This window comes from Rhizobium sp. BR 317, from assembly GCF_047445835.1.
Taxonomy (GTDB): domain Bacteria; phylum Pseudomonadota; class Alphaproteobacteria; order Rhizobiales; family Rhizobiaceae; genus Rhizobium; species Rhizobium paranaense.
This window is the reverse complement of record NZ_JARWLB010000016.1, coordinates 91,756-107,143: the sequence shown is the minus strand read 5'-3', so window position 1 is coordinate 107,143 and position 15,388 is coordinate 91,756. Positions and strand designations below refer to the sequence as shown.

Here is a 15,388-nt window from a genome sequence, read left to right as displayed (position 1 = left end):
TTCTGCCGGAACCGCCTAATTCTTACGTTTAAGTGCCAAACGACACCACGGGACACAAAGGACGAAAGTACTACGTTGCCGAGCCGTCCGAAGCCGGAGTACGCCACACCAGCGTTGGCGGCTATCGGCGCGGGCCGTCTTCCGCGAAAACGCAAAATTTCTTTTCCAGATTGTCGGCGCGCTCGAAAGTCGTACGTCCTCTGCAGGTGCAGCGGACCAAGGAGACGTACATGCCCGCCCATGTTTTGTTGAAGGGAAGAGGACTTGTCGAATGCCCACGTTGGCATCGAGGCGCGCTCTGGTTTGCCGATTGGACCAGTGGCGAGATCCGGGTCCTTGAAGAAGGAAACCGATCGCGGCTCGTCCTCCCGGCGCAAGCTCCACCGTTGTCATTCGATTTCGGCCCGGACAACGACCTCTTCGTGGTCCAGTCCGGTTCCTCATCGCTCATGCGTTTCGACGGAAAGGGCTTGAAAGAATACGCCACGCTATGCTCCGGCGCGTGGAACGAAATCGTCATCGACGTTGCGGGAAGGATCTACGTCAACGGACCAGCGATCATGTTGGTCCGGCCGGACGGCAGCGTTGAGAAACAGGCCGAAGGATTTCAGTTTCCAAACGGAATGGCACTATCCGCTGATGGTCACACCCTGATCTGCGCGGAAAGCTGGGGCAGGCAGCTGACCGCTTTTGATGTGGCGGCTGACGGGCGCCTTTCAAACCGGCGGATCTGGGCAGAGCTTCATGGACCGCCGGACGGGATATGTTTCGACGGCGAGGGTGCCGTCTGGTACGCGGATGTCCCTAATGCCTACTGTCGCCGGGTACGAGAAGGCGGCGACGTGCTTGACGAGGTCAAGGTAGACCGGGGTGCTTTCGCCTGCATGCTCGGCGGCGAGGATCGGTCCACCCTTTTCCTCACCACAGCACAATGGTTTGGCATGAACAAGATGAGCGAGATGGCCGGCACCGGCCAAATCGTTTCCGTCGACGTGAGCGTTGCCGGGGCCGGCTGGCCGTTCAATTGAGCTCCCGCATTCTCGCATTTGAGCGCTCGAGTGACGAACCTGCAAGGAGAAGTGAAGTGTCGAACCACAGCCGCGCGCAATCAGTTTCCCTATCAGGCGGGTGTATATTCACTACCATTGTCGGGAACGGTCCGCCGGTCCTGTTACTGCACGGCTTCCACGAAATCCACCTCATGTGGCGCGAGGTCGCTCCTCTGCTTGCCTCCGAGTTCACCGTCATCTGTGCCGACGTACGCGGATACGGCGCCAGCGCTAGTCCTACGTCCGCCCCCGATCACCTGCCCTATTCAAAACGGGTTATGGCCGCCGAGATGGTGGAGGATATGGCCAAGCTCGGCTTCAGCGAGTTTATGATCGCCGGTCACGACCGAGGGGGGCGCGTGGCTTATCGTGTGGCGCTCGATCACCCCGCGGCGATCAGAAAGCTTGCCGTTCTCGATATCGTTCCTACCGCGAATGTGTGGGATCGAGCTGGTGACCGATTTGCCCTGGCGTTGGCGGTGGCTCCTGCTTGCGCAAGCAGAACCGTTGCCGGAAAGGCTGATCGCTTGCGCACCGGGGGCTGTCGTCGATGACGCGCTCACTGGCTGGGGGTCTTGCGCCGCGGTGTTCCCGCCGGAGATCAGAGAGGCATACATGGAAGCGCTCAGGGAAGCGCTCAGAAATCCGGAACGTGTGCACGCGATCTGCGAGGAGTATCGTGCTGCAGCAGGCGTCGATCGCCAGCATGATATGCGGGACCAAATCTTCGGACACCGGATTAGTTGCCCACTCATGGCTCTTTGGAGTGGAACCGGCGCTGTGGCTACGTGGTATGCCGAGGAAGGGGGACCGTTGGTGTTATGGCGACAATTGGCGGACAAGCTCGTCGGCCATGCCATGCCTGGAGGCCACCTCTCTCCTGAAGAGAACCCCACGGAAACGGCCGAGGAGCTGGCCGAATTCTTTAGCGATGCAGCGTCTCATTCCGGTTAATCCTGTGAACCGAAACGACAATCTGAAGCGTCTGCCGAATAGAAACGGAAGGAGAGATTCGATGGGCCAACGAACAGAGAATGAAGCCACCCCCATGAACAACCGCACGACGATCGAACGGAGATCCCATTGCCAGCTCCTCGTTACGAGGACCTTCGACGGTCCGGCGCGCATCGTCTATGAGGCATGGATCAAACCCGAACTGTTCATACGGTGGTGGGCGCCGAAGTCGACGGGCGTGCCCATGCTCTCCTGCGAGATGGATGTTCGTGTCGGAGGAGGTTACAGTGTGGAGTTTGGCAGCGATGCTTCAAGCGCTACGGCGTTTTTCGGCAAGTACGTCGAGGTGATACCGAACGCCCGCCTGGTTTGGACGAATGAGGAAAGTGCGGACGCTGCGGTGACCACGGTGATATTCGAGGCAAAAGGCGACAAGACTCTGCTGGTCCTACACGAACTCTATCCCTCGAAGGAAGCTCTCGATGAAGCCTTCTCAGGGATGGAGGGCTGCATGCCCGAGCAGTTCGAACAGTTGGACGAACTGCTCCTCAGCCTGGTCGCGAGGGCGTGAGGGTCATGAAAGCGACATACAGAGTGGCCGCTGATCGAAAAAGCTGGAGACGTCGGATCGCTGGAGCTTCCTCCGCCAAACAGTATCACCATTTTGATCGACACCCTGGACCTGAAAACGTGCTTGGCGATATCCGGGCGGGCTGTGTTCATCTGTCATCTTCAGCGATTGCTCGGATAAGGCTCACCAGGCTCTTTCTGGTTTGCGCGTTTGGGATCTTCTGAAAAGATCGATTGAGGGAAACGCCCTCCGGCGTCGCCACAAAACTTGTTATGTCACCCGCGTCGGCGCCGATGTCCCCGATCACGCGTGTATCACTGAAGAAGTACGAGACATCGACCTTTAAGATATTGGCGATCTGAGCAAGGCGGCTCGCACCGATCCGGTTAGCGCCGCGTTCGTATTTTTGGACCTGCTGGAAAGATATACCTAGACCAGAGGCCAGGCCTAGTTGTGACATGCCGAGAAGTTTTCTTTGAAGTCGAAGGCGACGGCCCACCTCCAGATCGATCCCGTCTGGTTGCTTTACGGCATCGTCTCGCTTCATCGTCTCTCCCTTTCCACTGTTCACACGGGGACCGTCTTCAAAACTCCTTCCACGAGGCACCCGAAGCCGTTCGGGGTGCGGGGCTGATCGCAAGCGACGACCGTCGGCGTCCGCGCCGACTCGGGTTTGTTCAATTTGAGGTCGCAGCGGGTTCTGCTCGTCGAATTCAGCACCCGTGGCCAAAATGACCTCCAACGGTTCAGCGGCAAAGCCGATCATCTCGCGCAACAAATCCGCATCAGCGCTGTTCTCATCCGACCGCATCTGATGACGTCCTAGCGGCCACACCAACCTTTCTTTGTCTTCGGGCAGTCGTCTTTCGAGTTAGCGTGGCAACTGCGAAACCGGTAAACTGATCCATGTGAAGGTCAGAAATCGGGAACGAATTGGAACTGAAAAGCCGCGCTCATTTGTTTGCGCGAAGATGCCGAGTCCGAAGTCCGTCCGGAGATCCCGCGCGCTAATCGATTTTGGAAGATACTAGGCGCAAATTCTCCCTGATCATCGCGCGAAAGTCGCGAAATGTTCGAAACCCCATTTGGTGCGCAAGACGATGAACCGTTGTTTGAGAGACCTTGAAGTGGCGCGCGACCGCTGCGGCGCTCTCGAACGCTACGATTTCCGGCCGCTCAATCATCTGCCTGGCGAGCCGCTCGAGGGTAGTTGGAAAGGTAATTTGCCGCTTGGCGATCTTGAATTTAAGCTCCTGTATGCTCGCAGGAGGGGCTTGCTCATTTTTTAGCATTGCACGCACTCTCCAAAACGCATTGTTGGTGATTGCAATTACCGGCAATAAGCCGGAGGTCCGTGGAAAGAACAGCGATGCGGCAATGAAGCTTGGCCGCACCGCGTGCGACCGTTAGGCCACCTGAACTGGTCTGCCTGTCTGCCAGCTTACCGTTGCGGCTTCCGCCAGTTTCTGCGCCTGAAGTCCATCAGGGCCACCGGGTCTCAGTGATCGAGTACCCGTGTCGATCGCATCGATGAAAGCATTGATCTCGTTGGCGTAGGCCTGGGCGTAGCGCTCGAGAAAGAAATGTTGAACGGGATCACCGCTGACGCCGTTCGCGTTGGAAAGTTCGACGCTCGTGGCGGCGATATTCTTCGCTGCAAGCATACCGGCTGCGCCATGCACTTCGATGCGCTGGTCGTATCCATAAGTCGCCCGACGCGAATTGGTGATGACAGCAATGCGGCCCGAAGCCGTCTGCATCTGCACTGCGGCGGTATCCACGTCCCCCTCGGCGCCGATTGCCTTGTCGACGAGAGACGACCCAAGCGCGTTCACAACGACGAATTCCTCATCCATGAGAAAGCGAGCCATATCGAAGTCGTGGATCATCATGTCACGGAACAGACCGCCGGAGGACTTTACGTAGTCGGCAGGCGGCGGCGCGGGGTCCCGGCTGGTGACCGTCACGATCTCAATGGCGCCGACATCGCCACGGCGAAGGCGTGCTTCCAAACTCGCGAAGTTCGGGTCAAAGCGGCGATTAAAGCCGATCATCAAGGTCGACCTGTTTTTCTCAACGACGTCGAGGCAGGTATTGATGCGTTCGACCGAAAGTGACACCGGCTTTTCGCAAAGGATTGCCTTGCCGGCTCTCGCAGCCGCCTCGATGAGATCTGCGTGGCTCGGGGTCGGCGTCGCGATAAGGATTGCATCGACGTTCGGGGACCTGATGACGTCCTCCGCGTCGGCAACCTCGGCGCCGGTCTGCGCTGCGAGAGTCTCTGCCGATGCTCTGAAAGCATCCGCCACATAGGCGAGCTTCGCCTTCGGGTTCGCCGCGATGGTCGCGGCATGCACCTTGCCTATCCGGCCGGCGCCGATCAATCCAAATCTGATCATCAATATTGCTCCATGATGTGTAAGCGTTGGCTATCGAATCTTCAAACCGTGAAGGCGTCACGGAAGCGGGAAAGAGCCATCTCGTCATCGCCCGAGGCCCAAGCCTCCATGCCGATCGCGCCGCGATACCCCATATCCTTGAGCGCACGGGCAACTGCCTTGTAGTTGATCTCGCCCGTCCCCGGTTCCATACGACCGGGCACATCCGCCACCTGGATTTCGCCGATATAGGGAAGAGCGCGCCGGCATAATTCGATCAGGTTTCCTTCGCCGATTTGTGCGTGATAAAGATCGAGATTGAGCCTCAATGCCGGTCGGTTCACCGACGAGACGAGCGCAAGCGTGTCTTCAGCCTTGGCAAAAGGTGTCTTGGGATGATCGACGGTTTCATTGAGGTTTTCGAGCACGAAGGTGACGCCTTCTTGTTCGCCGAGGTCGGCGATGCGGTTAAGGGTATCGCGCGCCTTGAGCCACATGGCACCCGTCACCTTGTCGGCCTTGACCACCGGAAGACCCTGGCCGTCGAGACCGGTACCATGCAGGTTGAGGCGTGGGCAGTTGATCTCCCTGGCGATCGGGATCGATTGCCTCGCAGTCCGCAGCAATTCGTCGGCGCCCTCTTCATCGGCGAGCCTGCCGGTCACGTAGCCCGTCATCGACGAGAAGACCGCTCCCGATCGCGCAAGCGCGGCGATGTCGTGTTGGGTCCAATCCCAGATTTCGGCGTGAAAGCCGAGTTCGGTGATGCGCTTCAGCCTGTCGACGACCGGAAGCGACTTGAAGACCATCTCGGCGCAGACGGCGAGCTTGAAAGGGGATGGGGTATTCGACGGATCGTCGTTCATGACCATTTCCATGTTTGATGATTGAGAATGCGGCAGCCTGCCAAAGCCAGCGGGCGCCGCAGGATAAGCGGAGCTAGATCGTGCCGCCGAGCTCTTCAGACAGTTGCTGCAACTCCTTGCCGCCCGCCATCAGGTTCTGCAGCTCATCCATCGCGATCTCGGCCTTGGCAAAGGTGCCGAGCGTCTGGCCGCGATTGAGGATGGTGAAGCGGTCCGCCACGGCATAGGCGTGGCGGACATTGTGGGTAATGAAAATGACGCCCAGCCCGTTCTGCCGGACCTGGTGGATATATTTCAGCACCATCGAGGTTTGAGCCACGCCGAGCGCTGAGGTAGGCTCATCGAGAATGAGGATCTTGGCACCGAAATAGACCGCGCGTGCAATCGCAACGCATTGGCGTTCGCCTCCAGACAGAGTGCCCACCGCCTGATTGGGATCGCGGATATCGATGCCGATCTTGCGCATCTCTTCACGCGTGACTTCGTTGCAGTGCGTGAGGTCGAAGTGACGGAAAGGGAAAATCCCTTTGCGAGGCTCCCGGCCCATGAAGAAGTTACGGGTGATCGACATCAGCGGGATCATTGCAAGATCCTGGTAGACCGTCGCGATCCCGGCATCGAGTGCGTCTCGCGGACTGCGGAAATCGACCGGCTTGCCTTCCACCCGGAACACGCCGCCGCTCGGCCGGACGACACCGGAGAGCGTCTTGATCAGAGTGGATTTGCCCGCTCCATTGTCGCCGAGGAGACAAAGCACCTCGCCGGCCGAAACTTGCATCGACACGCCGTTGAGAGCGATCACGGAGCCGTAGTGCTTGACAATGTCGGTCACTTCGATGATCGGCGTTCGGTTATTGACGTCTGGCATGATCAGCGCTCCCCGGTAACCTTGCGGCGGATAAAATTGTTGAAGAGGACAGCCAGCAGCAGCATCGAGCCGAGGAAGACCTGGAACCAGTCTGAGTCGAACTTTGTATAGGTCAGGCCGATGGAAACCGAGCCGAAGATGATCGCGCCGAAGAAGGCGCCGATCGCCGAACCATAGCCACCTGTGAGTAGGCACCCGCCAATGACGGCGGCGATGATCGCCTCGAACTCTTTCTGAAAGCCGCGTCTGGCGTCAGTCGAACCCGCATCCAGGACGGTGATGATGGCGACTAGCGCCGCGGCACACGCCGTCAACGCGAACAGCCCCGTCTTCACCCGATGGACCGGGACGCCAGAATTTCTTGCCGCATTGGGATCACCACCAGCGGCAAAGATCCAGTTGCCCATGCGAGTGCGCAGGAGGACCCAGGTCGCCGCCAATGCAAGTGCAACGAACCACAAGACCGATACCGGGATGCCCGTGACCTTCGGCAGGCCATTGGGGAACTTGTCGATCACATCGTGATCTGCAAGCCAGACGAATAGGCTCTTCAGTGCATCGCCGGAAAAGAGCCCGAGCAGCGGACTGTCCTTCACATGGTCGCCGATGCCGCGAAGCTGCGTGGAGCCGCCGGTCGCCCACTTCAGGCCGACGAGCGTCAGGCCGCGCAGGATGAAGAGAAATGCCAGCGTCACAATAAAGGATGGAAGACGCGTGTGAATGACGATCTGCCCATTGATCGCCCCCATAAACGCCGCAAAGAGCATCGTCATCACGATGGCAACCGAAAGCGGCTGACCGAAATTCGTCAGGATGACACCGAAGACCAGCCCCGCAAAGGCGACCATCGAGCCGATCGAAAGATCAAACTCGCCACCGATCATCAGAAGCGCAGCCGCGATGGCGAGAATCCCCAGCTGCGACGCCGGGGCCATGATGGTCATCACGCCTGAAAGGGAAAACATTGTTGAATCGGCGGTGAGAAAGAAAAAGAGGATGACCAGTACAAGGCCAGCTACGGCACCAAGCTCGGGCCGGCGCATCATATGCGTCAGAAAACTCACCTGTTTGACGCGCTCATCGGTCTTCGGCGCAGCCGCCGCCTTTTGCTCAAGCGAAGCCATAACTCCTCCCACGGAATTGTAATTTAGGGTAATGGCGGCGCTCGCTCGGCACCGCGCTCTGTCAGCCAAACCCCCTCCCCCGTTCAGGGGAGGAGATTCTGGGAGAATGCCTTTCGGCAATTCTGTTCAGCGAATGCCCTTGGCGGAAAGATCTACGACCTGGGCCGCCTTTTCCTTGGTGATCAGGTTCGGGCCGGATGGGACGTTACCCCCCGGGATCAGCCCGTATTTGGCGTAGTTGGCCAGGAATACGACGGGCAGATAGCCTTGAAGAAACTGCTGCTGATCGATCGCAAAGGCTGCTTTGCCAGCGGCCACGGCCTTCAGGAAATCTGCCGAAAGGTCGAAGGTCGCCACCTTGATCTTGCCGGTCATACCGACGTCCTCAACAGCCGCGAGCGACGGCTCGCCGGCGGTACCGGCGCCGAGCGCCATGATGGTATCGACGGAGGCATTCGAACTCAGCGCCGCCTTGACCTTCGCCCGGACGTCTGCGGGATCATTGCTCACGGGCAGAACCGTCACCTTGCCGCCAAAGCCGTCGGCAAAGCCCTTGCAGCGCAAATCAAGCGCGACATTGCCCACCTCCTGGTTGACGCATAGACCTTCCTTGCCGCCGAGCTCATGCAGCTTCGCACCGGCGGCCTTGCCCGCAGTGTATTCGTCCTGGCCGACATGCAGAAGTGCACCAAGCTCCTTGGATACGTCCGAGCCGGAATTGATGGAGATGACCGGTATGCCAGCGGCCACGGCCTTCTTGATGGACGGGCCGAGCGCCGAGGCGTCCGGAATGGAGACGATAAGCCCGTCAGGCTTCTGATTGATGGCAGCGTCGATGAGTTGCCCCATCGATACCATGTCAAATGTTTCCGGTGCGCGATAGTCAACGCTGACACCGACGTCCTTGGCGGCCGCGTTGACGCCGTTCTTGACCACGGACCAAAATGGGTCATTGGCCTGGCCATGGGTGACGGCGACGATGCGAATGTCCGCCGCGCTGACAATTGCCGAAGAGCACGCCAGTGCAACAACGACGGCGGCGCCTGTAAGAAGCGATTTCAAACCTAGTTTCATTTTACCCTCCCAAAAACAGTCCGCCTTATGCGGAACCTAAGATGCTACCGGTTGCACTCCTTTTGCACCCGGTAGCAAGCCTGGTAAAATTACTTTATTGTCGACAAAAATCAAGCATCCATTCCATTTTTATTTTTTATGGAATATTCATTCCATCGGGAGGAGACGAGAATGCGCAAGCGGGCAACGGCGAGAGAGGTGGCAGAAGTCGCCGGCGTATCGAAATGGACGGTGATCCGTGCATTCACACCTGGTGCTTCCATTACGGACGCCAGCCGGCAAAAGGTCCTTCAGGCAGCAGAGGCGCTGAACTATTCGCCCAACCTGCTCGCTCGCAGCCTTGCAACCAACACCACGCATCAAGTTGCCGTCTTCGTCGACGACTTTGCCAATCCGCACAAGCTCCCCGTTTTGGAGATGTTGACCGAGCGCCTGCAGGCGGAGGGGCTGTTGACCGTATTGATCAACATCAATCGAAATTTCGATCACGTTCACGCGCTGATCAATGCCGATCAACGACAGTTCGACGCCGTGATCCTGTTCGGTACCGCCTTTCGCGAGGAAACGCTGGGCGATCGCAGGCTTGGTCCAGGCCTCCCTCCAATGTTTGTCCTTGCCAGAGACAGCCAAATCCCCGGCGTACCTGCAATCGCGTGCGACACCGAACTCGCTCTCAGCGAGATCGTCGAGTATTTATTCAACAAGGGATACCGCCGTCCCGGCTTCATGATGGGAGCGAGGACCCTTTCGACAGCGCTTGGGAGGCGCCATCACTATGCAAATTTCTGGCGACAAAAGGGCGTTGAAAACGTCGTTGAATTGACCGCAGAAAGATACAGCGCGCAGGCCGGCGCGGAAGCAGCCCGGATTTATTTGAGCAGTGCTGCGCCCAGATCGCGGGTTGATGTCCTAATGTGTGAGAACGACATTCTGGCGCTTGGAGCATTGGATGTCGCCAGAAGCGACTTCGCTCTCGCCGTCCCCCAAGAGCTAGCGGTCGTCGGCTTCGATAATATCGAACTTGGCGGAGTTCCTGCCTATGGACTGACGAGCTACGAACAGCCCACCGACAAGATGATCGATGCCATTGTCGGCATGATCACAGGAGAGCGTGCATCTGAGACAATCGTCTTTCCAGGCCGATTTATTCGCAGATTGTCAGCCTGAACTGCCCACACGAAATGATCATCCTTTGTTGGACTCCGCTCAGGCCGAACCGGAGATTGGGGGAAAGTCAAATGCGTGCAGAGCGAGGCCTTCTTCATTGTCGGTTATGAGATGTCGTCGGTGTTTTCCGCTGGTTTCGGCTTGTTGGTGCTCGGCGCCTATCGCGGAGCCGATCTCGTCCACGTCGGAAGTGTAGGGACGGGTTTTAAGGAAGCAGAGGCCGTTCGGCTGAGGAAGATGCTCGACAAGCTGCGCTGGAAGCCGAAGCAACCGCCCCTGCCCTATTCCGGAGGTGCTGACGTTGTCTGGGTCGAGCCGACCCTGATCGCCGAGATCGAGTTTCGGGCCTGGACGGCTGACGGCAAACTGCGACATCCGTCCTACAAGGGTCTGCGAGAACGCCAGGACAATGCCGACGTCTTTCGGCTCGACTAGCGAAATCCGCGCGATGGCCTTCAGCCGCTGATCGAAAAGGTGTGGGGTTATTGCGAGGCCAATGGGATCGGCGCCAAGACGGTGACCCTCGAGGTCAAATATGCCGACTTCAACCAGATCACCCGCAGTAAGACGGTTCCCGCACCATTGCCGGCCGTAAGCCGTAACTGGTCGAACTGTGTCTATTCGAGCGGCACTCGCGGGTGCCACGAGAGCTATCATTTTGCCGATATCGCCATACAGCGCAATGGCTATGCCGACGATCGGATCGGGGCCGCAAAACATGACATTGTCCACGCTGCCAACGCTGCAATAGCGGTGCTAAGAGGCATGCCATCACCATCTAGCTTTTCGATAAAGGACAAAAAGGAAGCCATTTTTATCCTGGCTCACCTCATTGGCGACATGCATCAGCCGTTGCATGTCGGATCGGTCTATTTCGACGCGGATGGAAAGGTGGTCGACCCTGATGCGGGAACCTATGATCCGGCCACTGAGAACCGCGGCGGCAATGATCTGGTCACGGGGGCAGGAAATCTTCACTCAGAGTGGGACTCGATACCCGATTATTCGGCGGCCCAAAAGACACAGATGGTTAGCGACGCGCGGCTCGTCCCAGTGACGGCGGGACCGGCGGACAAGTGGATAGAGGCCTGGGCATCTGAAGGGATCATGAATTCGCGTCTGATTTTCGCTGACGCCGAATATGGCGCCAAGCTGGCCACCGGCAAATGGCCGATCAGCTTCGAAGATCCCGCCCTCCACGTTCAAGATGAAAACCAGATAAAGCGCGGCCAGTTGATCAAGGCGGGGTTCGTCTGGCGCAATTGCTCAACACGGTTTGGCCGTGAACTGGTGAGGCTGGTGGCGTGGATTGGTTGAGAAGCGATGGATTTGGCAGGAGATCTGGTTGAATGGCAACATTGTCGAGACTCGTGGCAAGCTGCTTTATCGCCATCGCCATTGCCTCGACGGCTTCGGCGAAGGCCCCTGAAGAGTTGCCCGCGATCTTGCAGAAACGGATCGCCGCTTGGCTGGGGACGCACGTCAGCGACAAGCACCATGATGGCCAGTACATGAGGCAGAACTGCACCGACGCAGACCCGAAGCAGTTTCCGGAGTGGCAGGGCCTGCCCGTCCAGGCCTGTACGCATACCGATACACAATTCCCAACAAAATACGTAACCACAACCGCATATCTGCTGTTTCCCAGCGCTGACCAACTCGGCAGTTGGATCGTCAATGGCTGCGTCGACGCCGGGAGGATCGACTTAACGACTTGTACCGGCCGCTTGGCTTCACGCATGTGGACGGCGTCGAATGGTCAGTTTCCGGTGGCCGGATACGTTGTGGAGCCTGCGCAGGAAAAGACGTGGGAGTATCCCGACGATCCCTATTGCTTTCTCTTTCGTCACGGAGTGGGCGTAACAACGGAAAGTTATCCCGAGACTACCCATGCGATAGGCAATGCCTGCGGACCTCCAGCGGCGGCCTTCGAGGCGCCCGTGAAGGCGTTCTCCTACGGCAGGCCGGTATCCGCCACGCGCACGTCCTACAACGAGGCGGGGGGTGTTGCGGATGTCGGTGATGCCGAAAATCGATCACCTCAATGGGCTTCGGCGGTTGGCCAAGCGTTCCGGGACGCGTGGGGACAAAAACGTAACCTGCTTTTCCGAGCCGTCGTGTCGGAACTCAGCGTTTGCGACGGCAATATCTCAATGCTACGGCGCGCTCTTTGCCCCTAGCTCCCCGAGTTGACGCCCTGCGGCGGCGCGCCATGAGCTTCAACGCGTGACAAGAGGCGAATGCGAGGCTCCATCTGCATGCAACCAATCCATTCCCGTAATCTTTCGGTTGGACAGCGATCGATAGGTATCGGTGAATCCCAACTCACCGGGCTCCATTGAATCTTGCATTGTCGTTCAACACAATCTACATTATGTTCAACACAGGAGATTGTAATGGGTGCTCAGATACGAACTGCTGCAGAAAGCGAAGCAAAAGTGGCGTTGGCCCGCAATAAGCTCGTACTCGAACAAGCAAAGGCTGTCGGCCTTCTCGGCACTGCGAAGAATACCCGTTTGTCGGGACGTGTACCGTCCGAATTGATCGAGGCGGCCAAGAAGCGCGCGCATGTCACTTCCGACACCGAACTTCTGGAACTAGCGCTTTCCCGACTTGCCCTGGAGGATGATTTCGGCGCGCGGCTGGTGGGGCGCAAGGGCAGCATCTCAGCGGATCTCGATCTTGAGGTTTGATCTCTCCGAAACGCTGCGATTACTAAAACCACAGAAGCATGTCGGGACGCTCGAGCGCAGGCTCGACGAAGACCTGTCATGGGTCGCCGACGAACCGGCAATCGGCGGACCCTTGTTCCTCGACACCAGTGTCTATCTGGATGTGCTACAGGGACGCTCGCCGATTGAGGTTGATGCACTGCTGAGGTATCGCCTATGCCACCATTCCGCAATCTGCCTGTCGGAGCTGACCCATGCCTTCGGCCGGTTAGACCCCAAGCATGCCACCACCAAAGCGGTTCTCGAAACGATCGCCGAGACTGTAGACGACATCCCTGAGCACCGTCTTCATGCTCCGGATGCAGCCATGTGGGGACAGGCGGGTGTGCTGGCGGGGCTGCTGTTTCGGTTGAGCAACCTTCCCAAAAGGGAAGGGCATGAGAGGCGTTTCGTCAATGACGCCCTTGTTTTCCTACAAGCGCGGCAGCTGGGTGCGAGCGTGCTAACCGGTAATGTGCGGGATTTTGATTTCCTTTCGCAAATCATGCCAACCGGACGGGTCATTCTGTACCGGGTTATGAGCTTGTGAGCGGTGACCCAAATGTAGGGCACTACATGGCGGGAGCTCCATAATTTCTATTATCAATTACATCTTTAAATTGTGGTATGTCACACAGATTCAACCAAGAGCATTGTCGGCACCCCAAATGACAAGCTCGCGGAACTCCCCACGGCCGTGGACTTCTATCGTTCTACGCGCCCGTATCACGGCCGCGATGAAGTTGCGCGATAGGCCAAAATAAAACGGCTGTAATCGCGACGTCACGTAACCGATCATGCACACGGCCATGACCGAGATTACAGCCTGATGGTCGTCGGTCATTTCCGGGATAATAACAAAAGCGCTCATGGGCGCCTGTACCCTCCCGCAAAATAACCCGCCATGCCGAGAATTGCTGCGAGAGCTACGCTCGTCGCAAGACGGCGGCCCAATTTTCATCAGCGAACTTCGTCGGTTAAAAGTTGTCGCTGCGAGGCACCGAATAAGGATTAAGAAGCGAGAGAACTCATTGGACCACGCAGCCCCTCCACGCCTTGGTCTGCTTCCTGAAGTTAATGCTCATTCTGGTTTTGAGCACGGACCTGATGGCGCTCAAGCGCAAGCCCAAGAAGCCGTGCAACGATGTCAACCAGGATGCTGGGATCTTCGCTACAGGAAATCCCGAAACCGTCAAAAACAGCGTTTCGGCGATCGGCGTGCTTCCCAAGCCATATAGCGCCGCTGAGCTGGCTCAAGCGATCCGCTACGCCAGCGCCTATCGCGCTGGGCATCCGCTCCCACGTCCGGGTAATCTTCACCTCCTCGGCTAGGTGCAGCATCGCAGCCAGGGTTGGGGCGCATCTATCTCAGCCTTGAGGTCTCGCATGTTTGCATGATCGGGCCACGGGCAGGCAGCGAGGTGCTGCACCACACAGGCTCTTTAGCTCGATCAGCGGCCGGAGTTAATCGGACGAATGTCGATACGGGATTTCAAGCAATATGCGAAGCCCGTCGGAATGCCAGTCGCGACGGATTGACCCTCTCAACGAGGAAATTGTCATGCGTTCCAGCTCAGATCCGAACCCGCCGGGGCCAATGGGAACATGTGCAGGAGGTCCACCAACTTCTGCCCACGTTAGCACGAGCTTATCGGCCTCAGCGACCTCGATCTCGACACGACCCTCGCTCACCGATAGAGAACCGTATTTTATCGCATTCGTTGCGAATTCGTGCAGAAGCAGAGCAAGCGACGTAAGCGCCGAGCTGTCCACGTGAACGTCGTGGCCTCTCAGCACGATTCGAGCGCTATCGTTATCTTGGTGAGCCGACAAGATCGCTTCGATGAGACCAAAGAGACTTGTCGAACCATGCTCGCCGGATCCGCTTTCGGACTCTTTCAGCACAAAATTCTGGGCGGCGGCCAACGCTCTAACCCGCGCGCGCAAATCGTCGGCAAAAGATGAGCCCTGAGTTTCGCTCGACCGTTCGCTAACGGAAATCAATGCGCAGACAGTGGCGAACAGATTTTTTATGCGATGGTGCATTTCCCGCAGCAATAACCGCTGCCGCTCCGCCATCCGCTTTCGTTCTGAAATATCGCGGGCGATCTTCGAAGCCCCGACAATGACGCCGTCCTTATCCCGCACAGGTGAAATCGTCAGCGAAATATCGAGCAGCGTTCCATCCTTGCGCTGCCTTATAGTCTCGAAATGTTCAATCCGTCGGCCGCCGCGAATGTGCTCGATGATCGTGTCTTCTTCATGCAGACGATCGTCTGGAATGATGATGCTGATATGACGGCCTACCGCCTCGGCGGCCGTAAAGCCGAAAAGTCGCTCGGCGCTTTTGTTCCAACTCGTAATAATCCCATTGACGGTCTTGCTTACGATCGCGTCGTCGGAGCTCTCGACAATGGCGGCGAGCCAAGCCTCAGCGGACAGGGCTGAAGTCCCGAAGTGTTCGGCCAACGTGCTGTTGATCGCCAAATCCGACGACGCTTTCTTTCGTTCGAAAGCGGTCAATGGCGAATCCCAAGGTTCAATTGTGTCCCGGGTCATATCCACGCACCTCCACCGGTAGCAGCCCTGTCTTGAAAGCCACTTGCCAAGTGCCGACCTGCTGGGA

The 15,388-nt window shown here is 57.9% G+C and carries 18 protein-coding genes and 4 pseudogenes; 12 read left to right on the top strand and 10 right to left on the bottom strand.

Annotated elements, in window-relative coordinates:
• Positions 1-230 precede the first annotated feature (230 nt).
• The 4 genes from QD357_RS23015 (at position 231) to QD357_RS23000 (ending at position 2,574) form a co-directional block, all read left to right on the top strand.
• Positions 231-1,028, top strand: a complete 798-nt coding sequence (locus tag QD357_RS23015; protein WP_183941209.1) for an SMP-30/gluconolactonase/LRE family protein — start codon at positions 231-233, stop codon at positions 1,026-1,028.
• Positions 932-1,603, top strand: a complete 672-nt coding sequence (locus tag QD357_RS23010; RefSeq protein ID WP_414125111.1) for an alpha/beta fold hydrolase — start codon at positions 932-934, stop codon at positions 1,601-1,603. Before QD357_RS23015 ends, QD357_RS23010 begins: the two co-directional genes overlap by 97 nt.
• Positions 1,604-1,664: 61 nt before the next feature.
• A complete protein-coding gene (locus QD357_RS23005) occupies positions 1,665-2,003 on the top strand; it encodes an alpha/beta fold hydrolase (RefSeq protein WP_414125110.1) in 339 nt (112 codons plus the stop codon).
• Between the two features lie 61 nt (positions 2,004-2,064).
• The gene (locus tag QD357_RS23000; protein WP_414125109.1) at positions 2,065-2,574 is read left to right on the top strand and encodes an SRPBCC family protein; all 510 of its coding nucleotides are present in this window, start codon (positions 2,065-2,067) and stop codon (positions 2,572-2,574) included.
• Between the two features lie 148 nt (positions 2,575-2,722).
• Here QD357_RS23000 and QD357_RS22995 read toward each other — a convergent pair whose 3' ends face one another.
• The 8 genes and pseudogenes from QD357_RS22995 to QD357_RS22960 form a co-directional block, all read right to left on the bottom strand.
• Positions 2,723-3,121, bottom strand: coding sequence for a helix-turn-helix domain-containing protein (locus QD357_RS22995; RefSeq protein ID WP_183941211.1), 399 nt, complete (start codon positions 3,119-3,121; stop codon positions 2,723-2,725).
• A gap of 111 nt (positions 3,122-3,232) precedes the next feature.
• Positions 3,233-3,385, bottom strand: a pseudogene (locus tag QD357_RS22990) (IS256 family transposase); the annotation flags it as partial.
• A 196-nt stretch (positions 3,386-3,581) separates the two neighbouring features.
• Positions 3,582-3,866, bottom strand: coding sequence for a MurR/RpiR family transcriptional regulator (locus tag QD357_RS22985; protein WP_183941205.1), 285 nt, complete (start codon positions 3,864-3,866; stop codon positions 3,582-3,584).
• A gap of 114 nt (positions 3,867-3,980) precedes the next feature.
• Entirely contained in the window at positions 3,981-4,973 is a 993-nt protein-coding gene (gene iolG / locus QD357_RS22980) for an inositol 2-dehydrogenase (RefSeq protein ID WP_183941203.1), read from the bottom strand.
• A gap of 41 nt (positions 4,974-5,014) precedes the next feature.
• On the bottom strand, positions 5,015-5,818 hold the full coding sequence (locus QD357_RS22975; RefSeq protein ID WP_183941201.1) for a TIM barrel protein: 804 nt from the start codon (positions 5,816-5,818) through the stop codon (positions 5,015-5,017).
• A gap of 73 nt (positions 5,819-5,891) precedes the next feature.
• A complete protein-coding gene (locus QD357_RS22970) occupies positions 5,892-6,686 on the bottom strand; it encodes an ATP-binding cassette domain-containing protein (protein ID WP_183941199.1) in 795 nt (264 codons plus the stop codon).
• Between the two features lie 2 nt (positions 6,687-6,688).
• Positions 6,689-7,810, bottom strand: a complete 1,122-nt coding sequence (locus QD357_RS22965; RefSeq protein ID WP_183941197.1) for an ABC transporter permease — start codon at positions 7,808-7,810, stop codon at positions 6,689-6,691.
• Positions 7,811-7,936: 126 nt separating this feature from the next.
• Entirely contained in the window at positions 7,937-8,884 is a 948-nt protein-coding gene (locus tag QD357_RS22960; protein ID WP_183941195.1) for a sugar ABC transporter substrate-binding protein, read from the bottom strand.
• Positions 8,885-9,055: 171 nt separating this feature from the next.
• On the opposite strand from QD357_RS22960, the gene QD357_RS22955 reads away from it, so the two are divergent.
• From QD357_RS22955 to QD357_RS22925, 7 genes and pseudogenes are all read left to right on the top strand, one after another.
• Positions 9,056-10,051, top strand: coding sequence for a LacI family DNA-binding transcriptional regulator (locus tag QD357_RS22955; RefSeq protein ID WP_183941193.1), 996 nt, complete (start codon positions 9,056-9,058; stop codon positions 10,049-10,051).
• 36 nt (positions 10,052-10,087) lie between these two features.
• Positions 10,088-10,486 (top strand): annotated as a pseudogene (locus tag QD357_RS22950) (ATP-dependent DNA ligase); the annotation flags it as partial.
• Between the two features lie 9 nt (positions 10,487-10,495).
• Positions 10,496-10,648: pseudogene (locus QD357_RS22945) on the top strand (DNA polymerase IV); the annotation flags it as partial.
• A complete protein-coding gene (locus tag QD357_RS22940) occupies positions 10,634-11,368 on the top strand; it encodes a S1/P1 nuclease (RefSeq protein WP_414125130.1) in 735 nt (244 codons plus the stop codon). The pseudogene QD357_RS22945 and the gene QD357_RS22940, both read left to right, overlap by 15 nt.
• Before the next feature lie 32 nt (positions 11,369-11,400).
• The gene (locus tag QD357_RS22935) at positions 11,401-12,231 is read left to right on the top strand and encodes a hypothetical protein (RefSeq protein ID WP_414125108.1); all 831 of its coding nucleotides are present in this window, start codon (positions 11,401-11,403) and stop codon (positions 12,229-12,231) included.
• Between the two features lie 216 nt (positions 12,232-12,447).
• A complete protein-coding gene (locus QD357_RS22930; protein ID WP_145637071.1) occupies positions 12,448-12,744 on the top strand; it encodes a hypothetical protein in 297 nt (98 codons plus the stop codon).
• Entirely contained in the window at positions 12,734-13,312 is a 579-nt protein-coding gene (locus QD357_RS22925) for a type II toxin-antitoxin system VapC family toxin (protein ID WP_183941183.1), read from the top strand. Before QD357_RS22930 ends, QD357_RS22925 begins: the two co-directional genes overlap by 11 nt.
• A 90-nt stretch (positions 13,313-13,402) precedes the next feature.
• Here the strand turns inward: QD357_RS22925 and QD357_RS22920 are convergent.
• A pseudogene (locus QD357_RS22920) lies at positions 13,403-13,716 on the bottom strand (chloride channel protein); the annotation flags it as partial.
• A 153-nt stretch (positions 13,717-13,869) separates the two neighbouring features.
• Between QD357_RS22920 and QD357_RS22915 the strand changes: the two are divergent.
• Positions 13,870-14,094, top strand: a complete 225-nt coding sequence (locus QD357_RS22915) for a hypothetical protein (RefSeq protein ID WP_414125107.1) — start codon at positions 13,870-13,872, stop codon at positions 14,092-14,094.
• Between the two features lie 132 nt (positions 14,095-14,226).
• Here QD357_RS22915 and QD357_RS22910 read toward each other — a convergent pair whose 3' ends face one another.
• On the bottom strand, positions 14,227-15,321 hold the full coding sequence (locus tag QD357_RS22910; RefSeq protein ID WP_414125106.1) for a PAS domain S-box protein: 1,095 nt from the start codon (positions 15,319-15,321) through the stop codon (positions 14,227-14,229).
• Between the last annotated feature and the right edge of the window lie 67 nt (positions 15,322-15,388).

Bases quoted from the DNA above. Each gene is read 5' to 3' on its own strand.
- QD357_RS23015 (WP_183941209.1), top strand. From the start codon at position 231: ATGCCCGCCCATGTTTTGTTGAAGGGAAGAGGACTTGTCGAATGCCCA.
- QD357_RS23010 (WP_414125111.1), top strand. From the start codon at position 932: ATGGTTTGGCATGAACAAGATGAGCGAGATGGCCGGCACCGGCCAAAT.
- QD357_RS23005 (WP_414125110.1), top strand. From the start codon at position 1,665: ATGGAAGCGCTCAGGGAAGCGCTCAGAAATCCGGAACGTGTGCACGCG.
- QD357_RS23000 (WP_414125109.1), top strand. From the start codon at position 2,065: ATGGGCCAACGAACAGAGAATGAAGCCACCCCCATGAACAACCGCACG.
- QD357_RS22995 (WP_183941211.1), bottom strand. From the start codon at position 3,121: ATGAAGCGAGACGATGCCGTAAAGCAACCAGACGGGATCGATCTGGAG.
- QD357_RS22985 (WP_183941205.1), bottom strand. From the start codon at position 3,866: ATGCTAAAAAATGAGCAAGCCCCTCCTGCGAGCATACAGGAGCTTAAA.
- iolG (WP_183941203.1), bottom strand. From the start codon at position 4,973: ATGATCAGATTTGGATTGATCGGCGCCGGCCGGATAGGCAAGGTGCAT.
- QD357_RS22975 (WP_183941201.1), bottom strand. From the start codon at position 5,818: ATGAACGACGATCCGTCGAATACCCCATCCCCTTTCAAGCTCGCCGTC.
- QD357_RS22970 (WP_183941199.1), bottom strand. From the start codon at position 6,686: ATGCCAGACGTCAATAACCGAACGCCGATCATCGAAGTGACCGACATT.
- QD357_RS22965 (WP_183941197.1), bottom strand. From the start codon at position 7,810: ATGGCTTCGCTTGAGCAAAAGGCGGCGGCTGCGCCGAAGACCGATGAG.
- QD357_RS22960 (WP_183941195.1), bottom strand. From the start codon at position 8,884: ATGAAACTAGGTTTGAAATCGCTTCTTACAGGCGCCGCCGTCGTTGTT.
- QD357_RS22955 (WP_183941193.1), top strand. From the start codon at position 9,056: ATGCGCAAGCGGGCAACGGCGAGAGAGGTGGCAGAAGTCGCCGGCGTA.
- QD357_RS22935 (WP_414125108.1), top strand. From the start codon at position 11,401: ATGGCAACATTGTCGAGACTCGTGGCAAGCTGCTTTATCGCCATCGCC.
- QD357_RS22930 (WP_145637071.1), top strand. From the start codon at position 12,448: ATGGGTGCTCAGATACGAACTGCTGCAGAAAGCGAAGCAAAAGTGGCG.
- QD357_RS22915 (WP_414125107.1), top strand. From the start codon at position 13,870: ATGGCGCTCAAGCGCAAGCCCAAGAAGCCGTGCAACGATGTCAACCAG.
- QD357_RS22910 (WP_414125106.1), bottom strand. From the start codon at position 15,321: ATGACCCGGGACACAATTGAACCTTGGGATTCGCCATTGACCGCTTTC.